Genomic DNA, 19,616 nt, shown 5'->3' with positions numbered 1-19,616 from the left:
TAAATAGGCAATTGGTGAGTAAGACTTGCACGATTGCAAGAATGGAGATCAGTGTAAGGAGTCGCCTGCGCAAATTTATTGATGTAGATCAAAATCCTCCAGATTGGTCGTGCTTGCACGCATTTAGCGATAGCAATGCGGCATTGTTTTAAAGCTACTGGTTGCCGGCGGTGGCTAATCCACGCCCGCCGTCAGCGGACGCAGGCTGCCGACGGCGTAGCCTTGCGCGTAGTCGATGCCCAGTTCGCGGATGACGGCCAGGGTGGCATCGTCTTCCACGTATTCGGCCACCGTTTTCAAGCCCATCACGTGGCCCACTTCATTGATGGCCTTGACCATGGCGCGGTTGATGGCGTTGCTGGCGATGTCGCGCACGAAGACGCCGTCGATCTTAAGATAATCGACGGGCAGGGCCTTCAGGTAGCCGAACGAGGAAAAGCCGCTGCCGAAGTCGTCGAGCGAGAAGCGGCAGCCCATGGCCTTGAGCTGGCGCATGAACACTTGCGCCTTGGGCAGGTTGGCGATGACGGCCGTTTCCGTGATTTCAAAGCAGATTTGCTCGGGCGCGATGGCGAATTGCACGAACTGCTCGGTGATGTAGTCGTGCAAGCCGGCGTCGGCCAGCGACATGCCCGACAGGTTGACGGAATACAGGGCCGGTGCGCGGCGCCGGCTTTCCGCCATCGCTTCGACCGGCGGCAGGCTGTCGCGCACGCTTTCGATATGCGCGCAGACGGCGCGGATGACCCAGCGGTCGATGGACAGCATCATGTCGTAGCGTTCGGCGGCGGGGATGAAGGCGCCCGGCAAGATCAGGTCGCCCTGGCTGTTGCGGATGCGGATCAGCACTTCGTCGTGGTGTTCCTGGCTGTCGTGCAGGTGCACGATGGGCATGGCGTACAGGCGGAAATAATCGTGCGCGAACGCTTCGTTCAGGCGTGAAATCCACAGCATTTCGCCATGCCGCTGGGCCAGCATGACGTCTGACTCCTGGTAGACGTGGATGCGGTTGCGGCCCTGCTCCTTGGCCAGGTAGCAGGCCTGGTCGGCCGCGCTCAGCAGCTCGCTCATGGACTTGCTGTCCCGGCTGATTTCGACCATGCCGATGCTCACGCCCAGCTCGAAGCTGCGGCTATCCCAGGCGAAACGAAAATCGCGGATGGACTGGCGCAGCTGTTCGCCGATCACCCGCGCGTGGTCGAGCGGACAGTGCGGCAGCAGCACGCCCAGTTCGTCGCCGCCGAGGCGCGCGAGGATGTCGCTGTCGCGCATTTGCGCCTGCAGCATTTTCGCCAGCAACTGCAGCAGCACGTCGCCGGCGCCATGGCCGCAGGTATCGTTGATGACCTTGAACTGGTCCAGGTCCAGGTACAGCAGCGCATGCACATGGCCTTCTTCCTTGGCCGTGTGCAGGGCGCCAGCCACCAGGTGCTCGAATTCGCGCCGGTTGATCAGGCCCGTCAGGGTGTCGTGCGTGGCGTGCCACGACAGTTGCTGGCTCAGCTTGCGCTCATGGCTGACGTCGCGGAACACGACGACGGCGCCGAGGATGTCGCCATTGCGCGACCAGATGGGTGCGGCTGACTCTTCCACGGCGATGCGCCGCCCGTCGCGCGTGACCAGCTGCGCATGCGTGGAAATGCCGATGGCCTGGCGCTGGCGCAAGCACTTGATGGCCACGTGATCGAGCGGCGCACCCGTGTGTTCATCGACAAGGTTCAGGGTTTCCCAGATGTCCAGGCCCTGGGCCAGCTCGTTGCTCCAGCCCGTCAATTGCTCGGCCACGCGGTTCAGGTAGCGGGTCTTGCCGAACGGATCGGTGGTGATCACGCCGTCGCCGATGGAGCTGAGCGTCACTTCGGCCAGCTCCTTGCTCTCGGCGATCATCAGTTCGCGCAGCATGTGCTCGGTGACATCCCAGATGATGCCCAGGGTGCGGTCGGGCTGCCCGGCCGCATCCATGAAGATGTGCGCCTTGGCCGCCAGCCAGTGTTCGCTGCCATCGGGCCAGACGACGCGGTATTGCAGGTCGTAGCCGCCGCGCCGGCGCACGCCGTCCTGCAGCACTTTGATCACCTTGTCGCGGTCGTCGGCGTGCACGCAGTCGAGAAAGCTGCGAAATGGCTGCGTCAGCGGGCGCTCTTCCAGGCCCAGCAAGGTGGCGCCCCTGGCCGACCAGCTGACCGTGCCGTCGATCACCTGGCCGTCGACGATGCGCGAATCCCAGATCGCCATATGCGCCGCCTCCAGTGCCATCTGCAAACGTTTTTGCTGGTCGCTCATCGTCTTCTCCCTGCACGGATACAGGGATAGATGCGCTGCTGCTATTTAAGTTCCCGGTATTTCGGCGGGCGTGGCGGCCGAGGCGCGCGCCACGTCGCGCACATTCTTTTGCACGGCCACGGCGGCAAACAGACTGAGCAGGAATGCCATGGCATAGAAACCCTTCTCGCTGTTTTGCAGGGTGGCGTTCCACAGGCCGACCGTCAGCAGCAGCAAGGCCAGCAGCACGGAAATCCAGCACAGGCCAAAGTAAATCCCTGTCACGGCGATGCCCTCGGCACGGTCGCGCACGGATTTTTGCAGCGAGATGGCGGCGAACAGGCCATACATGAGGATCGTGAAGTAATAACCCTTCTCGTTGAGCGGCATGCTGGCGTTCCACAGGCCTGACAGATAGGTGATGACGCCGATCAGCAGTGCCGCCCAGGAGGCGCCGATAAAGGCGCTGCTGGGGCGTGGGGCGTGGGAAGAATGCATAGGGTCTCCATGGGCAGGCAGGCGCCGCCGGCATGGCCGGGGCGGCAGGCACGGATGCGCCTGCCGCCCCATCAGACCAGAAAGTTTATTTGCTCGATTTGATCTGGCGCAATAAAGCTGACACGGCCGTGACGCCGGCCAGCACCAGGCCACCGGCGATGAGGCCGGCCACCGCGTTGATCAGGCTGGGCGTGATGGCGGCCAGCACGGGGCCGATGCCAGCCACGCCGGCCACCGCTTCTTCCGCATGGTGCAGCATGCCGCTGGCCCACGGCCAGCCATGCGTCAGAATGCCGCCACCGACCATGAACATGGCCAGGGTGCCCACAACGGAGAGAAATTTCATCAGTTTCGGCGCCGCCGACACGAGCATGCGGCCAAAGCCGCGCACGCCATCCATCAGCGCGCCCGCGCCCTTGCGCGCCGCCAGATAAAAGCCCGCGTCGTCGAGCTTGACGATGCCGGCCACCAGGCCGTACACGCCCACCGTCATGATGAGGGCGATGCCGACGACGACGGCCACCTGCTCGGCGAAGGTGGCCGCGGCCACCGTGCCCAGCGCGATGACGATGATTTCCGCCGACAAAATGAAATCGGTGCGGATGGCGCCCTTGATCTTGTCCTTTTCCAGCGCGACGAGGTCGACCTGCGGGTCGCGCAGCGCCTGGGCCAGCTCGGCCTTGTGGCTGTCGTCCGGATGCAGGTATTTATGCGCGATCTTTTCAAAACCTTCGAAGCACAGGTAGGCGCCGCCCACCATCAAGAGCGGCGTGATGGCCCACGGCGCAAATGCGCTGATGGCCAGCGCGGCGGGCACGAGGATGGCCTTGTTCTTCAGCGAACCGACGGCGACCGCCCACACGACGGGCAGTTCGCGCTCGGCGCGCACGCCGGCCACTTGCTGCGCGTTCAGGGCCAGGTCGTCGCCGAGCACGCCGGCCGTTTTCTTGGCGGCCACCTTGGTCATCAGGGAAACGTCATCGAGGATGCTGGCGATGTCGTCGAGCAGGGCCAGCAGGCTGGAGCCGGCCATCTCAGCGCGCTCCCACAGTGGTGGCAGACAATTGTGGAGCGAGGAAAGTGTTGTTTTTCATGATGTTATTCTTGGTTGTACGGCAAGGGATGACTGCGATCTTACCCCAGGGCGGGCCGGCAGGGCCGCACTGAGCGGGTTAAAATTGCTCATCGCCCCCCTTTTTTTGGAAACCGCATGCACTTCGCCACCTGGATCACCTTTGTCATCGCCGCCTCCATCATCGCCGTCTCGCCCGGCTCGGGCGCCGTGCTGTCGATGTCGCACGGCCTGTCGTACGGGGTGAAGAAGGCCAGCGCCACGATTATCGGCCTGCAGCTGGGGTTGCTGGTGGTGCTGGGCATCGCGGGCGCCGGCGTGGGTTCCTTGCTGCTGGCCTCGGAAGTGGCCTTCAATATCGTCAAGACGGTGGGCGCCTTGTACCTGATCTACCTGGGGCTGTCGCAGTGGCGCGCCAAGGTGGCCGTCACGGGCAACCTCACGGGCGACCTGCATGCCGATGCCATGGTGCCGTCCTGGCGCCGGCGCGTGCTGACGGGTTTTCTGACCAATGTGACGAATCCGAAAGGCATCATCTTCATGGTGGCGGTGTTGCCGCAGTTCATCAGCCCTGCTGCGCCGCTGCTGCCGCAATTGTTGATACTGGCCGTCACCATGTGCACGATCGACCAGATCGTCATGCACAGCTACGCCTTCCTGGCCTCGTCGATGCAGCGCTTTTTCCGCGATGCCAGCGCCGTGAAAAAGCAGAACCGCTTCTTTGGCGGCTTGCTGATGGCCGTCGGCGCCGCTCTGTTCTTCGTCAAGCGCGGCGGCCAGGCGGCGGCGTGAGCCAGATCAACATGCAAACATTTGTAAGCCCGCTTGCGGTACTTGCCCGATAGGACTGTAATCGGCATGTTGTCTTCCTTTCATCTGCGTCCTGCCTGGAGCGCGCCATGCGTCCGACCCTGCCCCTGCTGAAAACCATCTGCGCCGTGCTGTTGTCGTCGGCATGTACGCTTGCCCTGGCGCAAGACCCGCCCGCCCGCGTGGGCCGTATTTCCACCGTCGAAGGGCAGGTGCTGGTGCGCTCCGGCGATGGCGAGGCGCAAAACGCCCTGCTGAACTGGCCCGTCACGACGGATAACCGCTTGAGCACCATGCGCGGCGCGCTGGCGGAGTTTCGCGTGGGCGCGGCCGCCGTGCGTCTCGATGGCGATTCGGAGCTGGAAGTGAGCGAGCTGGATGACGACAGTTTCAAATTGCACCTCAGCTATGGCGCGGTCAGCGTGCGCGTGCGCAATCCCGACGCGCTGCGCGGCTTCGAGCTGACCACGGCCCAGGCCCGTGTGATCCTGAGCCAGCCGGGCTGGGTGCGCATCGAGGTGGGACGCCAGAGCGGCGCCAGCGTCGTCAGCGTGCTCGACGGGGCGGCCGACGTGGATGGGGCGACGGGCAGCGTGACCTTGCGCGCCGGCCAGCGCGCCGAACTGACGGACGAGGAATTGCGCACGGGCGCCGTGCAGCGGATCGCCTTCGACAATTGGCCCGAAGCCTTGCCCGCCGCCGCGCCGGCCTTGCGCTATGTCACGGACGATACGACCGGCTATGAAGAGCTGGACCGCTATGGCGCCTGGCAGGAAGATGCGCAATACGGCCCCCTGTGGCTGCCCAGCGCGGTGCCGGCCGGCTGGGCGCCGTACAGCGACGGGCGCTGGACGTGGATCGCGCCGTGGGGCTGGACCTGGGTCGACAATGCGCCGTGGGGCTATGCGCCCTCGCACTACGGCCGCTGGGTACGGCTGGGCCAGCGCTGGGGCTGGGCGCCTGGCCGCGAGCGCGGCCGCGTGCCCTGGGCGCCGGCCTTGGTGGGCTGGGTTGGCGGAAATCACGCGATGAACCGCGGCCAGCGTCCCGACGTGGGCTGGTTTCCCCTGTCGCCGCACGAGCGTTACGTGCCCGGCTACCGCGCCAGCGCAGACTATGAACGCCACATCAACCGCGGGGCCGAGGGGCGCCGTCCCGTGGCGGGCGAACGCGAACGTCGCAACCGCACCATCCTGCCGGCCCCCGTGCTGCAAAGCATGCCCTTGAGCACGCCGCCTGCGCCGGCCGGCAACTGGCAGCGTCCCCCTGAGGCGCCGCGCCAGCAAGATGGTTTTCGCCGCGACAGGGCCAACCGCCCCGGTCGCCTGCAGACGGACGATGGCCAGACGCAGATGGCGCCGTCGCCCATGCAGCCGAACCGCCCGCCCGTGCCGGTACAGCCACCGCGGCCGCAACAGCCGCAACAGCCCCTGATGCCGGTGATGCCGGCTTTGCCACCTGTGCAAGACCCGGTGGCGCACCCCGCCTGGCGTGGCGAGCAGCGGCCGCGCGCCGAGCGCGCCAATCCGCCGCGTGAGCGCCACATTGAACGCGGCGCGCCCGGTCGCGCTGGCCGGATGCAGGAAATGGAACGCTGAACGGGCCGCTGGCGCTGGCCGTCTGTCCGTCCGGTCATGGATTATCGACGTTCAAGCCGCCAAACCGACAGTTCGTCACATTTCAGCGGTCAAGCCGCGGTGTTTTGTCTACAGTGGCGTCATTGCAAGACAGCGCAATGCCTTCACGGCTGACAGCACCGATTTTCCGGCTATTTTGTCCAAACGAAATAGTTTTCGCCAGCTTACAAAGCTGGCTTTTTTTTTCCGCGCCCCTGGCGCCGTGGCAAGGGGCGCAGGCGCTGCCAAAGTTGGCTACAATACGCCTTTGGCACTGACCGGCACTGATTGGAATTCCCATGCAAACCACCCCTCCCAGCGAACACATCATTCCTCCCAGCGAGTCGCTGATCGAATACCCGAGCGACTTCCCCATCAAGATCATGGGCCCGACGCATGTCGACTTCGCGCCGACCATGCTGGAGCTGGTGATCAGCCACGATCCGACCTTCCACGCGGGCCGCATGGAAGAGCGTCCTTCGGGCAAGGGCAATTACACGGGCCTGACCGTCACCGTGCGCGCCGTCAGCCGCGAGCAGCTCGACGCCCTGTACATGGCGCTGTCGGGCCACCCGATGGTCAAGATCGTCATGTAAGGCTGGCTGCCGCCACGCTGGCCCGGCTCTTCGTGAGCAGCCAGACGGCGGCAAAGGCGCTACTCGCCGCCGCCGTCACCCACAGCAGCGGCTTTTCGCTGCCGTCCGTGATGGCGGCGATGACGGCGCCGCAGGCGGCCGTAATTGCCATCTGCACGAAGAAGAACAGGCCCGAGGCGCTGCCCGCCTGGTCGCCATACGGCTGCAGCACGGCCAGCTGGCAGGCGGGAATCGCCATGCCCACCGACACCATCACCAGCAGCATCGGCGCCACCAGCGACGCCACGTGCTGTGGCGCCAACGTCCCCGCCAGCAACAGGCTGGCCGCGCCCGCCACATTGAGCAGCACCGCCACGCCCAGCATATGATCGGCGCCCAGACGCGGTCCCAGCGTGCGAAACAGGCTCGATCCCGCGATATAGCCGCTGACCGTCAGCGCGAACACCAGCGCATACGAGTGCGGCGACAGGTGCATGCCCCTTTGCAACAGCACGGACGATTCCGCGATGAACGGGAAGTACGTGCAATACACGCAGCCGATGGCCAGCGCATAGCGCAGGAAATAGCGGTCGCCCAGCAGGCGGCGGTACAGCGCCAGGGTGTTTCTTTGTGGCACGACGCTGGCCGGTTTGGTTTCCGGCACATACGCGGCGATCAGCCCCAGCGACAGCGCGCCCAGCAGGCACAGCACGCCAAACACGGCGCGCCAGCCGAACGCCGCGTCGAGCACGCTGCCGGCCAGCGGCGCCAGGATCGGCGACAAACCCATCACCATCGATATTTTCCCCAGCATGCGCGCCTGCGTGGCGGGATCGAAGCGGTCGCGCACCATGACCCGGCCGATGATGGTGCCGCTGCAGCCGCCGAATGCCTGCAGCACGCGCGCGGCGATCAGCACGTGCACGTCGGAAGTCACGCTGCAGACGATGCTGGCGAGCACATAAATGGCCGTGCCGGCCAGCAGCACGGGGCGGCGTCCGTAACGGTCGGCCAGCGGCCCGCAAGCGAGCATCGAGGCGGCCGAGCCGGCCATGAACAGGCTCAGGGTCAGTTGTAACTGGGCATCGCTGGCGTGCAGGGCATCGGCCATGGCCGGCAGCGACGGTAAATAGATGTCGATGCTGATGCGCGACAGGCAAACCAGCAGCAGCACGATGGCGCCCCATGCCCACAGGGGAAGTGTTGTTCGTTGATTCATGTTTTTCGGTATGCAAGAGATGACGGACGCACCAGAACGGTGAGAGTAGGATGTTTGTGGTGTAATGCGAAGTGCCAGTCATCAGAAAACTCATTGGACCACTTGGACGATCATCATGCCGCGAGGAAAATCACCGCACGCCCTGGACTTGCCTCGTCCCACCAGTTGGCTCGACAAGGCGGGCGTCAACAAGCAGGATGGCGCGTATGAAGCGCTGCGCTCGGCCATCCTGACGAAGATGCTGCCGGCGGGCAGCCGTTTGCCGTCCAGCCGCACCCTGGCGGAACGGTGGGAGTTGTCGCGTGGCACCATCGAAACCGTGTTCGACCGCCTGCACGCGGAAGCCTACGTGACGCGCGTGCCCGGTTCCGGCACGCGCGTGTGCGCCGTCGTGCCGGAACGATTTTTGATGGCAGGATTGGCAGATGCCACCCCGGCCGGGCCATTTTCCGAGCCCGTTCCCGTGTCCGATACGGGCGTGCGCGACGGCTTGCCGTTTGTTGCACGGCGCGCCGATGCCAGCCTGTTTCCCATGGCCGCCTGGTCCAAGTGCGCCACGCGGGCGCTGGCCGACGCCACGCCGGAGCAGCTGTGCAGCGCCGATCCGGCCGGCTTGCCCCAGCTGCGCCAGCAGATCGCCGATTTCCTCGCCAAGTACCGCGGCATCCGTTGCGACCCGCAAGACATCGTCGTCACGACCGGCATCCGCCACGCGATCGACTTGCTGGCGCGCAGCATCGTGCGCGATGGCGATAAAGTCTGCCTGGAAGAACCGGGCTACCCGGCCGCGCGCGCCCTGTTCGCTCTCGCTGGCGCCGTGCCGGTCGACATAGCCGTCGACGCCGAGGGCATCGATTGCGCCGCCCTGGCCGCGCACGCCGACGCCCGCCTCGCGTACGTGACGCCGGCGCACCAGTCGCCGCTGGGCGTGACCATGTCCGTCACGCGCCGCCTGGCCTTGCTGGAGTGGGCGAACGACAGCGGCGCCTGGGTGGTGGAAGACGATTACGACAGCGAATTCAATTACCAGAGCGCGCCGCTGGCGGCCCTGAAGGCGCTGGACCAGTACCAGCGCGTGATTTATTGCGGCAGTTTCAATAAAACCCTGTTTGCCGGCCTGCGCGTGGGTTTCATGGTGCTGCCGCCGGCCTTGCGCCCGCAGTTGCTGCGCATGCTGCAGTTGACGGGCAGGTCCGTCGGGGTGACGGAGCAGCTGGCGCTGGCCGCCTGGATGGAGGATGGCGCCTTCGTGCGCCATTTGCGCCAGGCGCGGCTGGCCTACAAGGAGCGGCGCGATCTGCTGCTGGCCTGCCTCGAGCAGACCGCGCCCGGCCGCTACACCATTTCCGGCCAGCAGGCGGGCTTTCATTGCGTGCTGTGGCTGCCGCCGGACAGCGACGAGCGGGCGTTTTGCGCGCGCGCGGCGCAAGACGGGCTGGCGCTGCAGCCGCTCGGCGACTTTTGCCACAGCGCAAAGCTGGCGCCGGCCGTGCTGCTTGGCTACACGGCCCTGAATGCGGCCCAGATACGCCATGCTGCACAAAAATTGGGCAGATTGCTGCTGTTGCCAGAGTCCGCCCCGGAATGAAACGGCGGCCTGGCTTATAATCACGGCTTCGCCGCAGCGTCCGCAGGGCGCCGGCAGCTGATTACAGAATCTGTCATGACCACCACCCGCACCGAAACGGCGCTGATCCGCGAGCTGGGCCGCGTCGATTACGAGCCGACCTTTGCCGCCATGCGCGCCTTTACCGACGCGCGCACGACGGACACGCGCGACGAACTGTGGATCGTCGAGCATCCGCCCGTATTTACGTTGGGCCTGGCGGCCGACCGCGGCCATTTGCTGGCCGGCGCGGAAAACGTGCCCGTGGTGCAGACGGACCGGGGCGGCGAAGTGACGTTCCACGGTCCTGGCCAGGTGGTGATTTACCTGCTGATGGACTTGCGCCGCAACAAGCCGGGCGGCAAGCTGTACGCGCGCCAGTTCGTGCATAAAATCGAGCAAGCCATCATCAACGTGCTGGCGGCGTATAATCTCGCTGGCGAGCGCATCGATGGCGCGCCTGGCATCTATATTGCCGGCGGGCCAAGCAAGGGTGCGAAGATCGCCGCGCTGGGCTTGAAAGTGCGCGGCAACGGCTGCACCTACCATGGCGTATCGCTCAATGTGGCGATGGACCTGGCGCCGTTTTCCTGGATTAACCCTTGCGGCTATTCCGGTCTGAAGACGGTGGACATGCGCAGCATGGGCGTTTCGGCGCCGCTGGCCGAGGTGCAGCGGGCCCTGGCCCAGGAATTGACCGTATTACTCGATGTAAGCGAAGTAAACAGCGCCGCAGGCGCGCCTCAGGCAGCGGATGCCTGAGCAAACAAACCAACATGCCCGTCAAGGGCTTGCAGCCATGACTTCTGAGACCATTTCCAGCACCGCCCCCGCCGCTACTGCCGCTCCAGCGTACAACCCGAGCGAAAAGCAAAAAGGCGCCAGCAAGACCTCGCGCATCCCGATCAAGATCATTCCGATCGAGCAAGTCGAGCGCCTGAAAAAGCCGGACTGGATCCGCGTCAAGGCCGCCTCGGCTTCGACCCGTTTCTATGAAATCAAGGACATCCTGCGCGAAAACAAGCTCGTCACCGTCTGCGAGGAAGCCAGCTGCCCGAACATCGGCGAGTGTTTTGGCAAGGGCACGGCCACCTTCATGATCATGGGCGACAAGTGCACGCGCCGCTGCCCGTTCTGCGACGTTGGCCATGGCCGCCCGGATCCGCTGGACAAGGAAGAGCCGGCCAACTTGTCGAAAACCATCGCCAAGCTGCGTTTGAACTACGTCGTCATCACCTCCGTCGACCGCGATGACTTGCGCGACGGCGGCGCCGGCCACTTCGTCGAATGCATCCAGCAAACGCGCGCCCTGTCGCCGAACACCCGCATCGAAGTGCTGGTGCCCGACTTCCGTGGCCGCCTGGAAAAAGCGTTGCTGTTGTTCAAGGATGGCTTGCCCGACGTCATGAACCACAACCTGGAAACGGCGCCGCGCCTGTACAAGGAAGCGCGTCCCGGCTCCGACTACATGCACTCGCTGAAGCTGCTGAAAGATTTCAAGGCCATGTACCCGGACGTGAAAACCAAGTCCGGCATCATGGTGGGCCTGGGCGAGACGGACGAGGAAATCCTGCAAGTGATGCGCGACATGCGCGAGCACGACATCGACATGCTGACCATCGGCCAATACCTGGCGCCCTCGAACAGCCACCTGCCCGTGCGCCGCTACGTGCACCCGGACGTGTTTAAAATGTTCGAAGAAGAAGCGTACAAGATGGGCTTCACCCACGCCGCCGTGGGCGCCATGGTGCGCAGCTCGTACCACGCGGATGAACAGGCGCACAGCGCCGGCGTTGAATCGGCGCTGAATTTCTAAGCACTTGAGTTGTATCAAAAACCGTCCGCTTTAGCCGGGCGGTTTTTTTTTGCCTGTTCGTATCGTGTCACCTTATGCGGCTGAGCGTCCTATACTGGCATGCTGAAAAAGCATGGTTGACGGATAAGCTATGAGGTGACGCATGGACGTACGCATCGACGCATCGTGGAAGGCGCGGCTGGAGGGCGAGTTTGCCCAGCCCTACTGGGAACGCCTGGCCGCCTTCGTGAAACAAGAGTATGCGGCGGGGCCGTGTTTTCCGCCGGGTAAAACCATCTTCCGCGCGTTCGACCTGACGCCGTTCGGGCAAGTCAAGGTCGTGATCCTGGGGCAAGACCCGTATCACACGCCCGGCGCGGCCATGGGCCTGTGCTTTTCCATCCCCGATGGCACACCGCCGCAGCCCAGCCTGCAAAATATTTTCAAGGAATTGCATAGCGACGTGGGCGTGGCGCGCACGCGCACGGATTTGTCCGACTGGGCCGAACAAGGCGTGTTCCTGCTCAACAGCGTGTTGACGGTACGCGCCGGGGCGGCCGGCTCGCACGCGGGCAAGGGGTGGGAGAAATTGACGGACAGCGCCATCCGCCACCTGTCCGCCGAGCGCGAGCACCTGGTGTTCATCCTGTGGGGCGGCTATGCGCAAGCGAAGCGCACCCTGATCGATCCCGGCAAGCACCTGGTGCTGGCGGCACCGCACCCTTCACCGTTGTCGGCCAGCAAAGGTTTCTTTGGCAGCAAGCCGTTCAGCCAGGCGAATGCGTATTTGCAGGCGCATGGCCAGTCACCCATCGCCTGGGGTGACGGCTGATTCCTGACGGCAACCGACAGCGGCAGGCGTTGCTCCCTGCCGCTGTCTTCGCGCGTAACGGTTAAAAGCTGGTTGAGAGGCCTGCATAGAAGCTGCGGCGGGCGCCATACTGCGGTGCCCCCACGCCCACGCCGGAACCGTCGCGCAGCAGATATGATTTGTCGAACAGGTTGATCAGGGCCAATCGTCCTTCCACCTTGCCCACCGGCGTGTTTTTCCACGTGTGCGTGAGCGCCGTGTTGACGGTGAAGTAACTCGGTAAATGGCCGGAATTCGGTGCGCCGCCGTCCGGCGTCATGCGCAGGCCGCTGCCATACAGGAAGTCAGCGCTCACTTGCGAATCGCCAAAGTGATAATGGCCGCCGCCCGACAAGGTGTATTTCTGGTCATGATCGAGGTAGACATAGTGTTGGCTGATGTAGTTCAACTCATCGGCGCCAAACAGGGCTTGCCCCGAATTGATGTTGCGGCCCTGCGCCTTTTGCGTGCTGGCGTTGAGGAACAGACCCCAGTTTTTCTCGCTGTAGATGGCGGACAATTCCAGGCCCTTGGCGTAGCCATCCGCGTAGTTGAATGGCGTCAAAATCAATGCCTGGCCGAACTGGCCTTCGTCCAGCAGGTTCTTGATCTTTTTATAGTACACATCGGCCGTCACGGTCAGTTTCGAATTGACCTGGTGGCTGATGCCGACGTCGTAGTAATGCGTGCGCTCGGCCTTGACCTTGTCGGACTGGCCGATTTCCGGCGCGTTCGTCGTGTTCGCGTACAGGTCGATGCTGCCTTGCGCCGCCAGTTCCTGCGGTGGCGGCGTGAAGTAGCGCGAATAGCCGGCGTGCAGGGCCGTGCCCGGCGCCAGTTGATACGCCAGGTTGACGCGCGGGCTCCATTGCTGCTCGCTCGTGTAGGCCGACACCTTGTCGTAACGGGCGCCATAGTTCAGTGTCAAAGGCTTGCTGATGTGCCACTCGTCCTGCAGGTAGAAACTGGCCAGGGTGCCCGTCTTGCCGCTGTTGTCGAGTATCGACATGGGCGTGCTGGACGTCTGCGCGCCGTCGATTGCCGGGAAGACGGCCACCGTGTTGTCGCTCGTCGTCTTCTGGCGCGTGTAGGCCAGGCCCGCGCGTACGGTGTGGTCCTGGTGCCATTTGTAGCTGGCGTCGAATTGAAAGCCGGAAGCGCTGTTGGCGCGGCGCGAGTCCGAGGCCACGCCGTTGTAGATCAGGTCGCCGATGGCGTCGGGCGTGAAGTGCAGTTCCGAATACTGGTGGAAGGCCGACACCTGATAATTGACGTCGCCCAGGCTCTTTTGCAGCGACAGCACGAGGAAGCGGTTCACTTCGCGCTGGTTTTCATTCAGCTGCGACGACGGTAACGTGGACGTGCCCGCCTGCGCATCGCTGTGGCCATTCAGGCTGAAAGCGGGCGCCTGGTCCGGATTGTTCGGGATCTGGAAGCGGCCGTTATACGTGCCGAACATGGCGCCCAGGCGGGTGTTGTCATCGAGGAAATACGACAGGCTGCCGAACGATTTGTTTTGGCGCGTCTTGTCGTGCAGGGCGCTGCGCGTGTCTTGCGGGTTTTCCACACCGAGCGAATTACCCAGGTAGCTGCCGGACAGGTAGTAATTGAACTTGCCCACGCTGCCGAAAAATTCGGCACTCGGCTCCACGTGGTCGTGGCTGCCGACCATGATGCCGATGCGCCCACCCGGGCTCAATCCACCCTCTTTCGTTTCAATATCGACGATGCCCGCCGTGCGCAGGCCGAACTGGGCCGGCAAGGCGCCCGTCATGAAATCCGTCTTGTCGATCAAACGCGTGTCGATCGACTGGCCGAAGCCGCTGATGCTTTCAGGCAGTTGCACGCCATTGATGCGGTATTGCACATTGGCATGGTCGTCGCGCACGTGCAGGGCGCCGGAACCTTTTGAGTCCTGCGACACGCCCGGCAGGCGCAGCAGCACTTCATTGAACGGCGTGTTGTCGCCCTGGCCCAGCATGTCGACCATGTGGCTGTCGATGCTGTAGATGGTGGTGCCGACTTTCGGCGACAGCTCGATGCGTGCGCTTTTCAGATGGGCGGAGGTGACTTCCACCTTTTGCATCTCTTGTGGTGCGGCATCTGCCGCAGCGGTGGCTTCGGCGGCATGCGCGGAACTCGTAAACAGGCTGGCAAGGGCGAGCGACAGCGCGCTCAGGCGTGGTGTGTGTTGCATGGTAAACCTCAAAATAGTCAACGCCAGGCGGCACGGCGCGCATGATCGCGCGACTAGGGGCAGCCTGAAAAAGGAAAAACAGCGTGGGAACTACAGTGAAGCGGCAGGCGGGCCGCGCACGGGCGGCAGGATGAGGGTGGCGACGGGCGCCAGGGGTGCGGGCGCGATGGCCAGCAGGCGGTACGGCAGTAACTGGGCGGGTGGCTCGGTGATGGCCGGCGGCACGGCGATGTCGGCCACCTTGTCGATGACGGTGGCGCACAGCGCGCACTCTTCCGCGTCGAGGGTCGTCTTGTGCAGGTGCGAGGCGGCCGTCGATAGCAGGAACACGAGGGCCAGCGCACTGAACAGCGCCACGCACAGCCGCCACGGCGTGCGCGCGAGGGCGGCGGCACCGTGATGAGCAAGCTTGCGGGTGGGCTGGCGGGAAGACATGGGCGCATAGTAGCAAGAAAATCGCCCCGTTGTCAGCGCTTGTTGCAATTCGATTGCGGTGAGAGGACCTTACAGGGTGGCGCGCAGTGCGCGCGGCGACAGGCCGTAGTGCTGGCGGAAACGGGCCGCGAAGCGCGAGGGCGAGGCGTAGCCGCAGGCGGCCGCGATGTCGCTGATGGGTAAGATGCCAGATTGCAATTCCTGCAAGGCCAGTCCCAGGCGCACGTCTTCCAGAATGGCGCGGAAGTGGCGCTGTTCCAGGGCCAGCTGGCGGCGCAGGGTGGACGCGCCCAGGTGCAGATGGCTGGCAACTTTGGCCACGCTCCAGTCGGCACCCGGGTCCAGCAGCAGCACTTGCTGCACGCGCGCGGCCAGCGGATCGCGGCGGTCCAGCAGCAAGGGGCCGCAATGGCCGCCCAGGGCCAGGGCCAGCAGCAAGCCTTCCGCCTGGTGCGCCAGCAGCGCGGGCGGTGCTCTTCCCGCCAGGCTGGCCATCAGCTGGTCCCAGGCCAGTGCCGCGTGCACGTCGAGCGGCACGCACAGGCTGGCCGTGGCCGCCTGGCGCAGCTGGGCGTCGACGAGGCTGCCATGGCGCGCACGAAAACGGGCGATCAGGGCCGGTGAAAAACTCAGCACTTCAGCCCGGTAGCCTTGCGCGCCGGGCAGGTTGGCCACGCCCAGTTCCTGTCCTGCCGGCATCAGCACCACGTCGTGCGTGCCGGCGCGGGCCTGGCGAGCGCCCCATTCCAGCAGCTTCGTTCCCTGCCGCACGCGGCACAGGGCGCTCTGGAAGACGGGCACGCGGCGCAGGGTTTGCGCGCGGCGCGCCTCGATGGTGCCGTGGGCGATGCGCAGCTCGCTCAGGGCCACCGCGTCCATCTCATCGGCCATACAGTCCCGTCAGCTGCGCCTTGCCCAGCGCGTTGGCGTTGAGCATGTAGCCAAGCATGGCGCCGCTGGCGTGCTGGTCCAGCGGCAACTTGTCCGTTTTCAGCGCCCAGATCGTGATCTGGTAGCGGTGCGCCTTGTCGCCTGGTGGTGGGCAGGCGCCGCCGTAGGCGCTGTCGCCGTAATCGTTGCGTCCTTGCATGGCGCCTGTGGGCAAGGTGGCCGCCGTCGTTCCCGCAGGCAAGGATGTGGTGGACACTGGCAAGTTAAACACGCTCCAGTGCCACCAGCCGCTGCCCGTGGGCGCGTCCGGGTCGTACAGGGTGATGGCGTAGCTGTTGGTGCCGGCCGGCGCGCCGTGCCATGACAATTGCGGCGACAGGTTGCCGCCCGTGCAGCCAAAGCCCTGGAACACTTGCGCCGGCGCCAGGGTCTGGCCAGGGGCGATGTCGGTGCTGGTGACCGTGAAATCGGCGGCGTGGGCGCCCAGGTGCAAAGCGAGACCCAGCGTGACGGCGAGCAATCGGGAGGTGGTCATGGCTTTCCTTTCGATGAAGTATAGGGGAAAGTGTATGTCGTGCAACATTAACTTGCGATGCCGATGCGCTCGCTGATGGTGCCGAAACGCTCGTTTTCACCTGATTTCAATGTTTCCATGAGCGTGTTGTTGCGTTTGCCGCTTCCTTCCTGCGCATGATTTTCACTGCGGAGCTTTCATGCTATCGTTCTGCAGCCCAATTTCCCCGAGTCGCCTCCCCATGTCCAAACGCCCGATCAAGTGGTTGTTCGCCAAGCTGCACCTGTATGCGGGCCTGTGGTTTGGCGCCCTGTTTGTTTTGCTGGGCTTGACTGGGTCCGCCATCGCCTGGATGCCGGAACTCGACGCGTATCTGAATCCGACCTTGTTGCAGGCGAGCACGCCCGCGCCCGGCCAGGTGTTCCAGGTGACGCCGCGTACGGTGCAAGCGGTGGTGGACGGACTCGCTGCCGACCCCGCCTACGGCAAGCCGGCCCAGCTCAATCCACCCGCCGATGCGCGCGACGTGTACGTGGCCTCTTACCGCCAGGCGGACAAACCGTCTCCCTTCAGCCAGGCCATCGTGCGCCAGGTGATGGTCGACCCCTACACCTTGCAAGTCAAAGGCGAGCGCGACTGGGGGCGTTTCGGCATCACGCGCCCGCTGCTGATGTCGGGCATGTTTCATTTGCATCGCTATGGTTTGTCCGGTGAGGTGGGCAAGACGATTACCGGTATCTCGGGCGTGATGCTGTTGCTGATGGCCTTGAGCGGCATTTATCTGTGGTGGCCGCGCCTGCAGTGGACGGCGGTCAAGCGCGCGCTGACGGTGTCGCATGGCGGTTCCTGGCCCCGTTTCAATTACACGTTTCACAAGGCGGCCGGCTTCTTTGCCGCGCCCGTGTTGGCCGTGCTCGCTTTTTCCGGCATCTATTTCAATTTGCCCCAATTGATCGTGCCGCTGGTGGAACTCGTCTCGACGGCGCCGGACAAGGCCAAACTGAAAAATCTGCAGCAGGATGGCGAGCTGCTCGATGCGGGTCAGGCCATGGCCGCCGCGCAACAGCTGTATCCGCAGGCGCGCGTGTCGCGCATCGTGCTGCCGGCGAAAAAGGATCAGCCCTACGACGTGCGCGTGCGCCAGCCCGGTGAAATCGCCGAGGGCGACGGCGCCACGCGCATTACCCTCGACGCGCGCAGCGGCTTGCCCCTGCGCATACGCGACCCCTTGCGGGCGCCGGCCGGAGACGTCTTCCTGGGCTGGCAATTCCCCCTGCATTCAGGCCAGGCGTTCGGCGTGGCCGGGCGCGCCTTCATTACCGTCTTCGGTTTGATCCCCTTGCTGTTCCTGCTGACGGGGACATTGGTGTGGTGGAAACGGCGGCGCGGCCGGAAATAGGCGGCCGCCAGACCGGTGTGGGAAAAGTTGCTATCATCATAGTATTTTCCGGCGTATCACGGATTCACCCGCACAAGGACCAGCATGAGCAATCCCGACATCACCGTAGCAATGTTGAATGAACGCGGCACCGGCCGCCTGCCCGGCCACCTGGGCATCGTCATCACGGAAGTGGGCGACGGCCAGCTGACGGCGGAATTGCCCGTGCTGCCGCACTTGCTGGCGCCGAACGGCTACCTGCACGCGGGCAGCGTGGTGACCCTGGCCGACACGGCTTCCGGCTATGGCTGCATCGTCAACCTGCCCGAAGGCGCCAGTAATTTTACGACCATCGAACTGAAATCGAACCACCTGGGCACGGCCCGCGAAGGCACGCTCACCTGCACGGCCAAGGTCGAGCACAAGGGCCGCAACACGCAAGTGTGGGATGCCGTGGTGAAAAGCAAGGAAACGGGCAAGACGATCGCCCTGTTCCGCTGCACGCAGATGATTCTGTATCCAAAGTAAGCTGGTAGGTCGGGTTAGCAGCAGCGCTGCGTAACCCGACATTCCACTACAGCCTCACCCAGTTACCCTTGTACAAGATAGGCCCCGTCGGTCCGTCCGGATTCGGCGAACCGCCTTTCGGCTCCAGGGTGACGGCCAGCAGGGCCACGTCGTTGCCGATGGCGCGCTGGGACAGGGCCAGTTTCACGTTGCCCTTGTCGGCCAATAAGCCCAGGGAGCGCGGGTTGCCGCTCTTCGGCACGGCCCACAGTTCCAGATCCTTATCGCTCGGCACGGGCGCGTTGCCCACCATGCGCACCTCGAGCGCGCCGTGGCGGCTGTCGGCCGTCAGCAGCAGGGCCGTTTGCGCTTTCTCGTCCGTCAGGCTGGCTACATAGCTGATTTGCGGCGCATCCATCACTCGCGTGGCCACGACGATCACCAGCAAGGCGGCGATGGCGCTCGACGCCATGCCCAGCGAACGCCAGAACGACAGCGAATCGCGGAACAAGGACCAGCCGCCCTGCGGCTTCAGGTGCAAACGCTGCTCGATCTGCTTCCACACGCGCTTGGGCGGCGCCACCGGCGTGGCGAATTCGGCCATCGGTTCCAGGCGCTGGCGCCATTCCGCCGTGATATTGCGCAAGTCGGCGTCGTTGTGCAACCAGCCTTCGAAACGCCGCCGCGCGCCCCCTTTCAGGGTGCCCAGCACGTATTCGGACGCCAGTTTCTGGCGCAGGGTGTCGTTGCCACGGATATTCATGATGCCTCCCGTTTCGCCAGGCACGTGCGCAGCCGTTCCAGGCTGCGGCGTATCCAGGTCTTCACGGTGCCGATCGGCAGCGACATCTGCTGCGCCACTTCGCTGTGCGACAGGTCATGATAGAAGGCCAGGGCGACCACCTGCCGGTGCAGCCCTTCCAGGGCGGACATGCAAAACGCCAGCGCCTTGGCGTCACCGCTCAGTTGCAGTGACTCGATCGGCGTGGCCTGGGGGTCTCGGAGTGCATTCATGACTTCGCTATCAAACTGTTCGGCATCGATTTCCACGGTATCGTCGCTGCGCCGCAGCACATCGAACGCCTTGTTGCGCACGATGGTGGCCATCCAGGTCATCGGCGCCGCCAGATGGCTCTGGTAAGTGGCGGCGTTGTTCCAGATGGCGACGAACCCCTCTTGCAAGGCTTCTTCAGCGAGCTCTTGCTTATGCAATATACGCAGCGCGAAGCCAAACAGTTTCGATGAGGTGGAGTTATATAGCTGACGGAACGCGGTGGCGTCCTTGTTGCCGGCGGCGAGCAGCCAGGTTTTCAGTTGTTGCGGGTCGAGCGATTGAGCGGCTAGGGACACGGCTGGCCTTCACAAGGGGATTGGGATCACGCCTGGGAAGG

Annotated in this window: 19 protein-coding genes; 9 read left to right on the top strand and 10 right to left on the bottom strand. The window is 64.3% G+C overall.

Annotation, left to right across the window (positions count from 1 at the left end; translation table 11 throughout):
* Positions 1-174: 174 nt before the first annotated feature.
* The 3 genes from FG13_RS18680 to FG13_RS18670 form a co-directional block, all read right to left on the bottom strand.
* A complete protein-coding gene (locus tag FG13_RS18680; RefSeq protein ID WP_035823279.1) occupies positions 175-2,283 on the bottom strand; it encodes an EAL domain-containing protein in 2,109 nt (702 codons plus the stop codon).
* Positions 2,284-2,328: 45 nt separating this feature from the next.
* Positions 2,329-2,760: an inner membrane protein YiaA gene (gene yiaA / locus FG13_RS18675; protein WP_035823277.1), complete on the bottom strand. Its 432-nt coding sequence runs from the start codon at positions 2,758-2,760 to the stop codon at positions 2,329-2,331.
* A gap of 85 nt (positions 2,761-2,845) precedes the next feature.
* A complete protein-coding gene (locus FG13_RS18670) occupies positions 2,846-3,793 on the bottom strand; it encodes a DUF808 domain-containing protein (protein WP_035823275.1) in 948 nt (315 codons plus the stop codon).
* A 177-nt stretch (positions 3,794-3,970) separates the two neighbouring features.
* Here FG13_RS18670 and FG13_RS18665 point away from each other — a divergent pair, with 177 nt between their 5' ends.
* The 3 genes from FG13_RS18665 (at position 3,971) to FG13_RS18655 (ending at position 6,854) form a co-directional block, all read left to right on the top strand.
* Positions 3,971-4,624, top strand: coding sequence for a LysE family transporter (locus tag FG13_RS18665; RefSeq protein WP_035823273.1), 654 nt, complete (start codon positions 3,971-3,973; stop codon positions 4,622-4,624).
* A 107-nt stretch (positions 4,625-4,731) separates the two neighbouring features.
* Positions 4,732-6,240: a DUF6600 domain-containing protein gene (locus FG13_RS18660; RefSeq protein ID WP_051959225.1), complete on the top strand. Its 1,509-nt coding sequence runs from the start codon at positions 4,732-4,734 to the stop codon at positions 6,238-6,240.
* 317 nt (positions 6,241-6,557) lie between these two features.
* Complete coding sequence (locus FG13_RS18655) at positions 6,558-6,854, top strand: DUF493 family protein (protein WP_035823271.1); 297 nt, start codon at positions 6,558-6,560, stop codon at positions 6,852-6,854.
* Here the strand turns inward: FG13_RS18655 and FG13_RS18650 are convergent.
* The gene (locus FG13_RS18650; RefSeq protein WP_035823268.1) at positions 6,847-8,052 is read right to left on the bottom strand and encodes a multidrug effflux MFS transporter; all 1,206 of its coding nucleotides are present in this window, start codon (positions 8,050-8,052) and stop codon (positions 6,847-6,849) included. The two genes, FG13_RS18655 and FG13_RS18650, sit on opposite strands and share 8 nt — an antisense overlap.
* 115 nt (positions 8,053-8,167) lie before the next feature.
* On the opposite strand from FG13_RS18650, the gene pdxR reads away from it, so the two are divergent.
* The 4 genes from pdxR (at position 8,168) to ung (ending at position 12,285) form a co-directional block, all read left to right on the top strand.
* Complete coding sequence (gene pdxR / locus FG13_RS18645) at positions 8,168-9,640, top strand: MocR-like pyridoxine biosynthesis transcription factor PdxR (protein WP_035823267.1); 1,473 nt, start codon at positions 8,168-8,170, stop codon at positions 9,638-9,640.
* 75 nt (positions 9,641-9,715) lie between these two features.
* A complete protein-coding gene (gene lipB, locus FG13_RS18640; RefSeq protein WP_035823263.1) occupies positions 9,716-10,420 on the top strand; it encodes a lipoyl(octanoyl) transferase LipB in 705 nt (234 codons plus the stop codon).
* 37 nt (positions 10,421-10,457) lie between these two features.
* On the top strand, positions 10,458-11,474 hold the full coding sequence (gene lipA, locus FG13_RS18635; protein ID WP_035823261.1) for a lipoyl synthase: 1,017 nt from the start codon (positions 10,458-10,460) through the stop codon (positions 11,472-11,474).
* 142 nt (positions 11,475-11,616) lie between these two features.
* Positions 11,617-12,285 carry a uracil-DNA glycosylase gene (gene ung, locus FG13_RS18630; RefSeq protein WP_035823259.1) on the top strand — a complete coding sequence of 223 codons (669 nt, stop codon included), beginning with the start codon at positions 11,617-11,619 and terminating at the stop codon, positions 12,283-12,285.
* 61 nt (positions 12,286-12,346) lie between these two features.
* Here ung and FG13_RS18625 read toward each other — a convergent pair whose 3' ends face one another.
* The 4 genes from FG13_RS18625 to FG13_RS18610 all read right to left on the bottom strand — a co-directional run bounded on the left by FG13_RS18625 (position 12,347) and on the right by FG13_RS18610 (position 16,361).
* Positions 12,347-14,500, bottom strand: coding sequence for a TonB-dependent receptor (locus FG13_RS18625; protein WP_035823258.1), 2,154 nt, complete (start codon positions 14,498-14,500; stop codon positions 12,347-12,349).
* Between the two features lie 90 nt (positions 14,501-14,590).
* Positions 14,591-14,935 carry a hypothetical protein gene (locus tag FG13_RS18620; protein WP_035823255.1) on the bottom strand — a complete coding sequence of 115 codons (345 nt, stop codon included), beginning with the start codon at positions 14,933-14,935 and terminating at the stop codon, positions 14,591-14,593.
* 69 nt (positions 14,936-15,004) lie between these two features.
* The gene (locus FG13_RS31120) at positions 15,005-15,826 is read right to left on the bottom strand and encodes a helix-turn-helix transcriptional regulator (protein ID WP_200880293.1); all 822 of its coding nucleotides are present in this window, start codon (positions 15,824-15,826) and stop codon (positions 15,005-15,007) included.
* A complete protein-coding gene (locus tag FG13_RS18610) occupies positions 15,816-16,361 on the bottom strand; it encodes a YbhB/YbcL family Raf kinase inhibitor-like protein (protein ID WP_035823253.1) in 546 nt (181 codons plus the stop codon). Before FG13_RS18610 ends, FG13_RS31120 begins: the two co-directional genes overlap by 11 nt.
* A gap of 220 nt (positions 16,362-16,581) precedes the next feature.
* Between FG13_RS18610 and FG13_RS18605 the strand changes: the two genes are divergently transcribed.
* Positions 16,582-17,739: a PepSY-associated TM helix domain-containing protein gene (locus FG13_RS18605; protein WP_035823252.1), complete on the top strand. Its 1,158-nt coding sequence runs from the start codon at positions 16,582-16,584 to the stop codon at positions 17,737-17,739.
* An 84-nt stretch (positions 17,740-17,823) separates the two neighbouring features.
* On the top strand, positions 17,824-18,246 hold the full coding sequence (locus FG13_RS18600) for a PaaI family thioesterase (RefSeq protein WP_034752471.1): 423 nt from the start codon (positions 17,824-17,826) through the stop codon (positions 18,244-18,246).
* Between the two features lie 46 nt (positions 18,247-18,292).
* Here FG13_RS18600 and FG13_RS18595 read toward each other — a convergent pair whose 3' ends face one another.
* A complete protein-coding gene (locus tag FG13_RS18595) occupies positions 18,293-18,988 on the bottom strand; it encodes an anti-sigma factor (RefSeq protein WP_035823249.1) in 696 nt (231 codons plus the stop codon).
* Complete coding sequence (locus tag FG13_RS18590; protein WP_035823247.1) at positions 18,985-19,575, bottom strand: sigma-70 family RNA polymerase sigma factor; 591 nt, start codon at positions 19,573-19,575, stop codon at positions 18,985-18,987. The genes FG13_RS18595 and FG13_RS18590 overlap by 4 nt, the downstream gene beginning before the upstream one ends.
* Between the last annotated feature and the right edge of the window lie 41 nt (positions 19,576-19,616).

Origin of the sequence: Janthinobacterium sp. RA13, from assembly GCF_000745325.1 — a bacterium.
GTDB lineage: Bacteria > Pseudomonadota > Gammaproteobacteria > Burkholderiales > Burkholderiaceae_D > Janthinobacterium > Janthinobacterium rivuli.
This window is presented reverse-complemented; position numbering and strand designations above follow the sequence as displayed.

Excerpts from the sequence above, each read along its gene's own strand:
- FG13_RS18680 (WP_035823279.1), bottom strand. The coding sequence starts at position 2,283 with ATGAGCGACCAGCAAAAACGTTTGCAGATGGCACTGGAGGCGGCGCAT.
- yiaA (WP_035823277.1), bottom strand. The coding sequence starts at position 2,760 with ATGCATTCTTCCCACGCCCCACGCCCCAGCAGCGCCTTTATCGGCGCC.
- FG13_RS18670 (WP_035823275.1), bottom strand. The coding sequence starts at position 3,793 with ATGGCCGGCTCCAGCCTGCTGGCCCTGCTCGACGACATCGCCAGCATC.
- FG13_RS18665 (WP_035823273.1), top strand. The coding sequence starts at position 3,971 with ATGCACTTCGCCACCTGGATCACCTTTGTCATCGCCGCCTCCATCATC.
- FG13_RS18660 (WP_051959225.1), top strand. The coding sequence starts at position 4,732 with ATGCGTCCGACCCTGCCCCTGCTGAAAACCATCTGCGCCGTGCTGTTG.
- FG13_RS18655 (WP_035823271.1), top strand. The coding sequence starts at position 6,558 with ATGCAAACCACCCCTCCCAGCGAACACATCATTCCTCCCAGCGAGTCG.
- FG13_RS18650 (WP_035823268.1), bottom strand. The coding sequence starts at position 8,052 with ATGAATCAACGAACAACACTTCCCCTGTGGGCATGGGGCGCCATCGTG.
- pdxR (WP_035823267.1), top strand. The coding sequence starts at position 8,168 with ATGCCGCGAGGAAAATCACCGCACGCCCTGGACTTGCCTCGTCCCACC.
- lipB (WP_035823263.1), top strand. The coding sequence starts at position 9,716 with ATGACCACCACCCGCACCGAAACGGCGCTGATCCGCGAGCTGGGCCGC.
- lipA (WP_035823261.1), top strand. The coding sequence starts at position 10,458 with ATGACTTCTGAGACCATTTCCAGCACCGCCCCCGCCGCTACTGCCGCT.
- ung (WP_035823259.1), top strand. The coding sequence starts at position 11,617 with ATGGACGTACGCATCGACGCATCGTGGAAGGCGCGGCTGGAGGGCGAG.
- FG13_RS18625 (WP_035823258.1), bottom strand. The coding sequence starts at position 14,500 with ATGCAACACACACCACGCCTGAGCGCGCTGTCGCTCGCCCTTGCCAGC.
- FG13_RS18620 (WP_035823255.1), bottom strand. The coding sequence starts at position 14,935 with ATGTCTTCCCGCCAGCCCACCCGCAAGCTTGCTCATCACGGTGCCGCC.
- FG13_RS31120 (WP_200880293.1), bottom strand. The coding sequence starts at position 15,826 with ATGGCCGATGAGATGGACGCGGTGGCCCTGAGCGAGCTGCGCATCGCC.
- FG13_RS18610 (WP_035823253.1), bottom strand. The coding sequence starts at position 16,361 with ATGACCACCTCCCGATTGCTCGCCGTCACGCTGGGTCTCGCTTTGCAC.
- FG13_RS18605 (WP_035823252.1), top strand. The coding sequence starts at position 16,582 with ATGTCCAAACGCCCGATCAAGTGGTTGTTCGCCAAGCTGCACCTGTAT.
- FG13_RS18600 (WP_034752471.1), top strand. The coding sequence starts at position 17,824 with ATGAGCAATCCCGACATCACCGTAGCAATGTTGAATGAACGCGGCACC.
- FG13_RS18595 (WP_035823249.1), bottom strand. The coding sequence starts at position 18,988 with ATGAATATCCGTGGCAACGACACCCTGCGCCAGAAACTGGCGTCCGAA.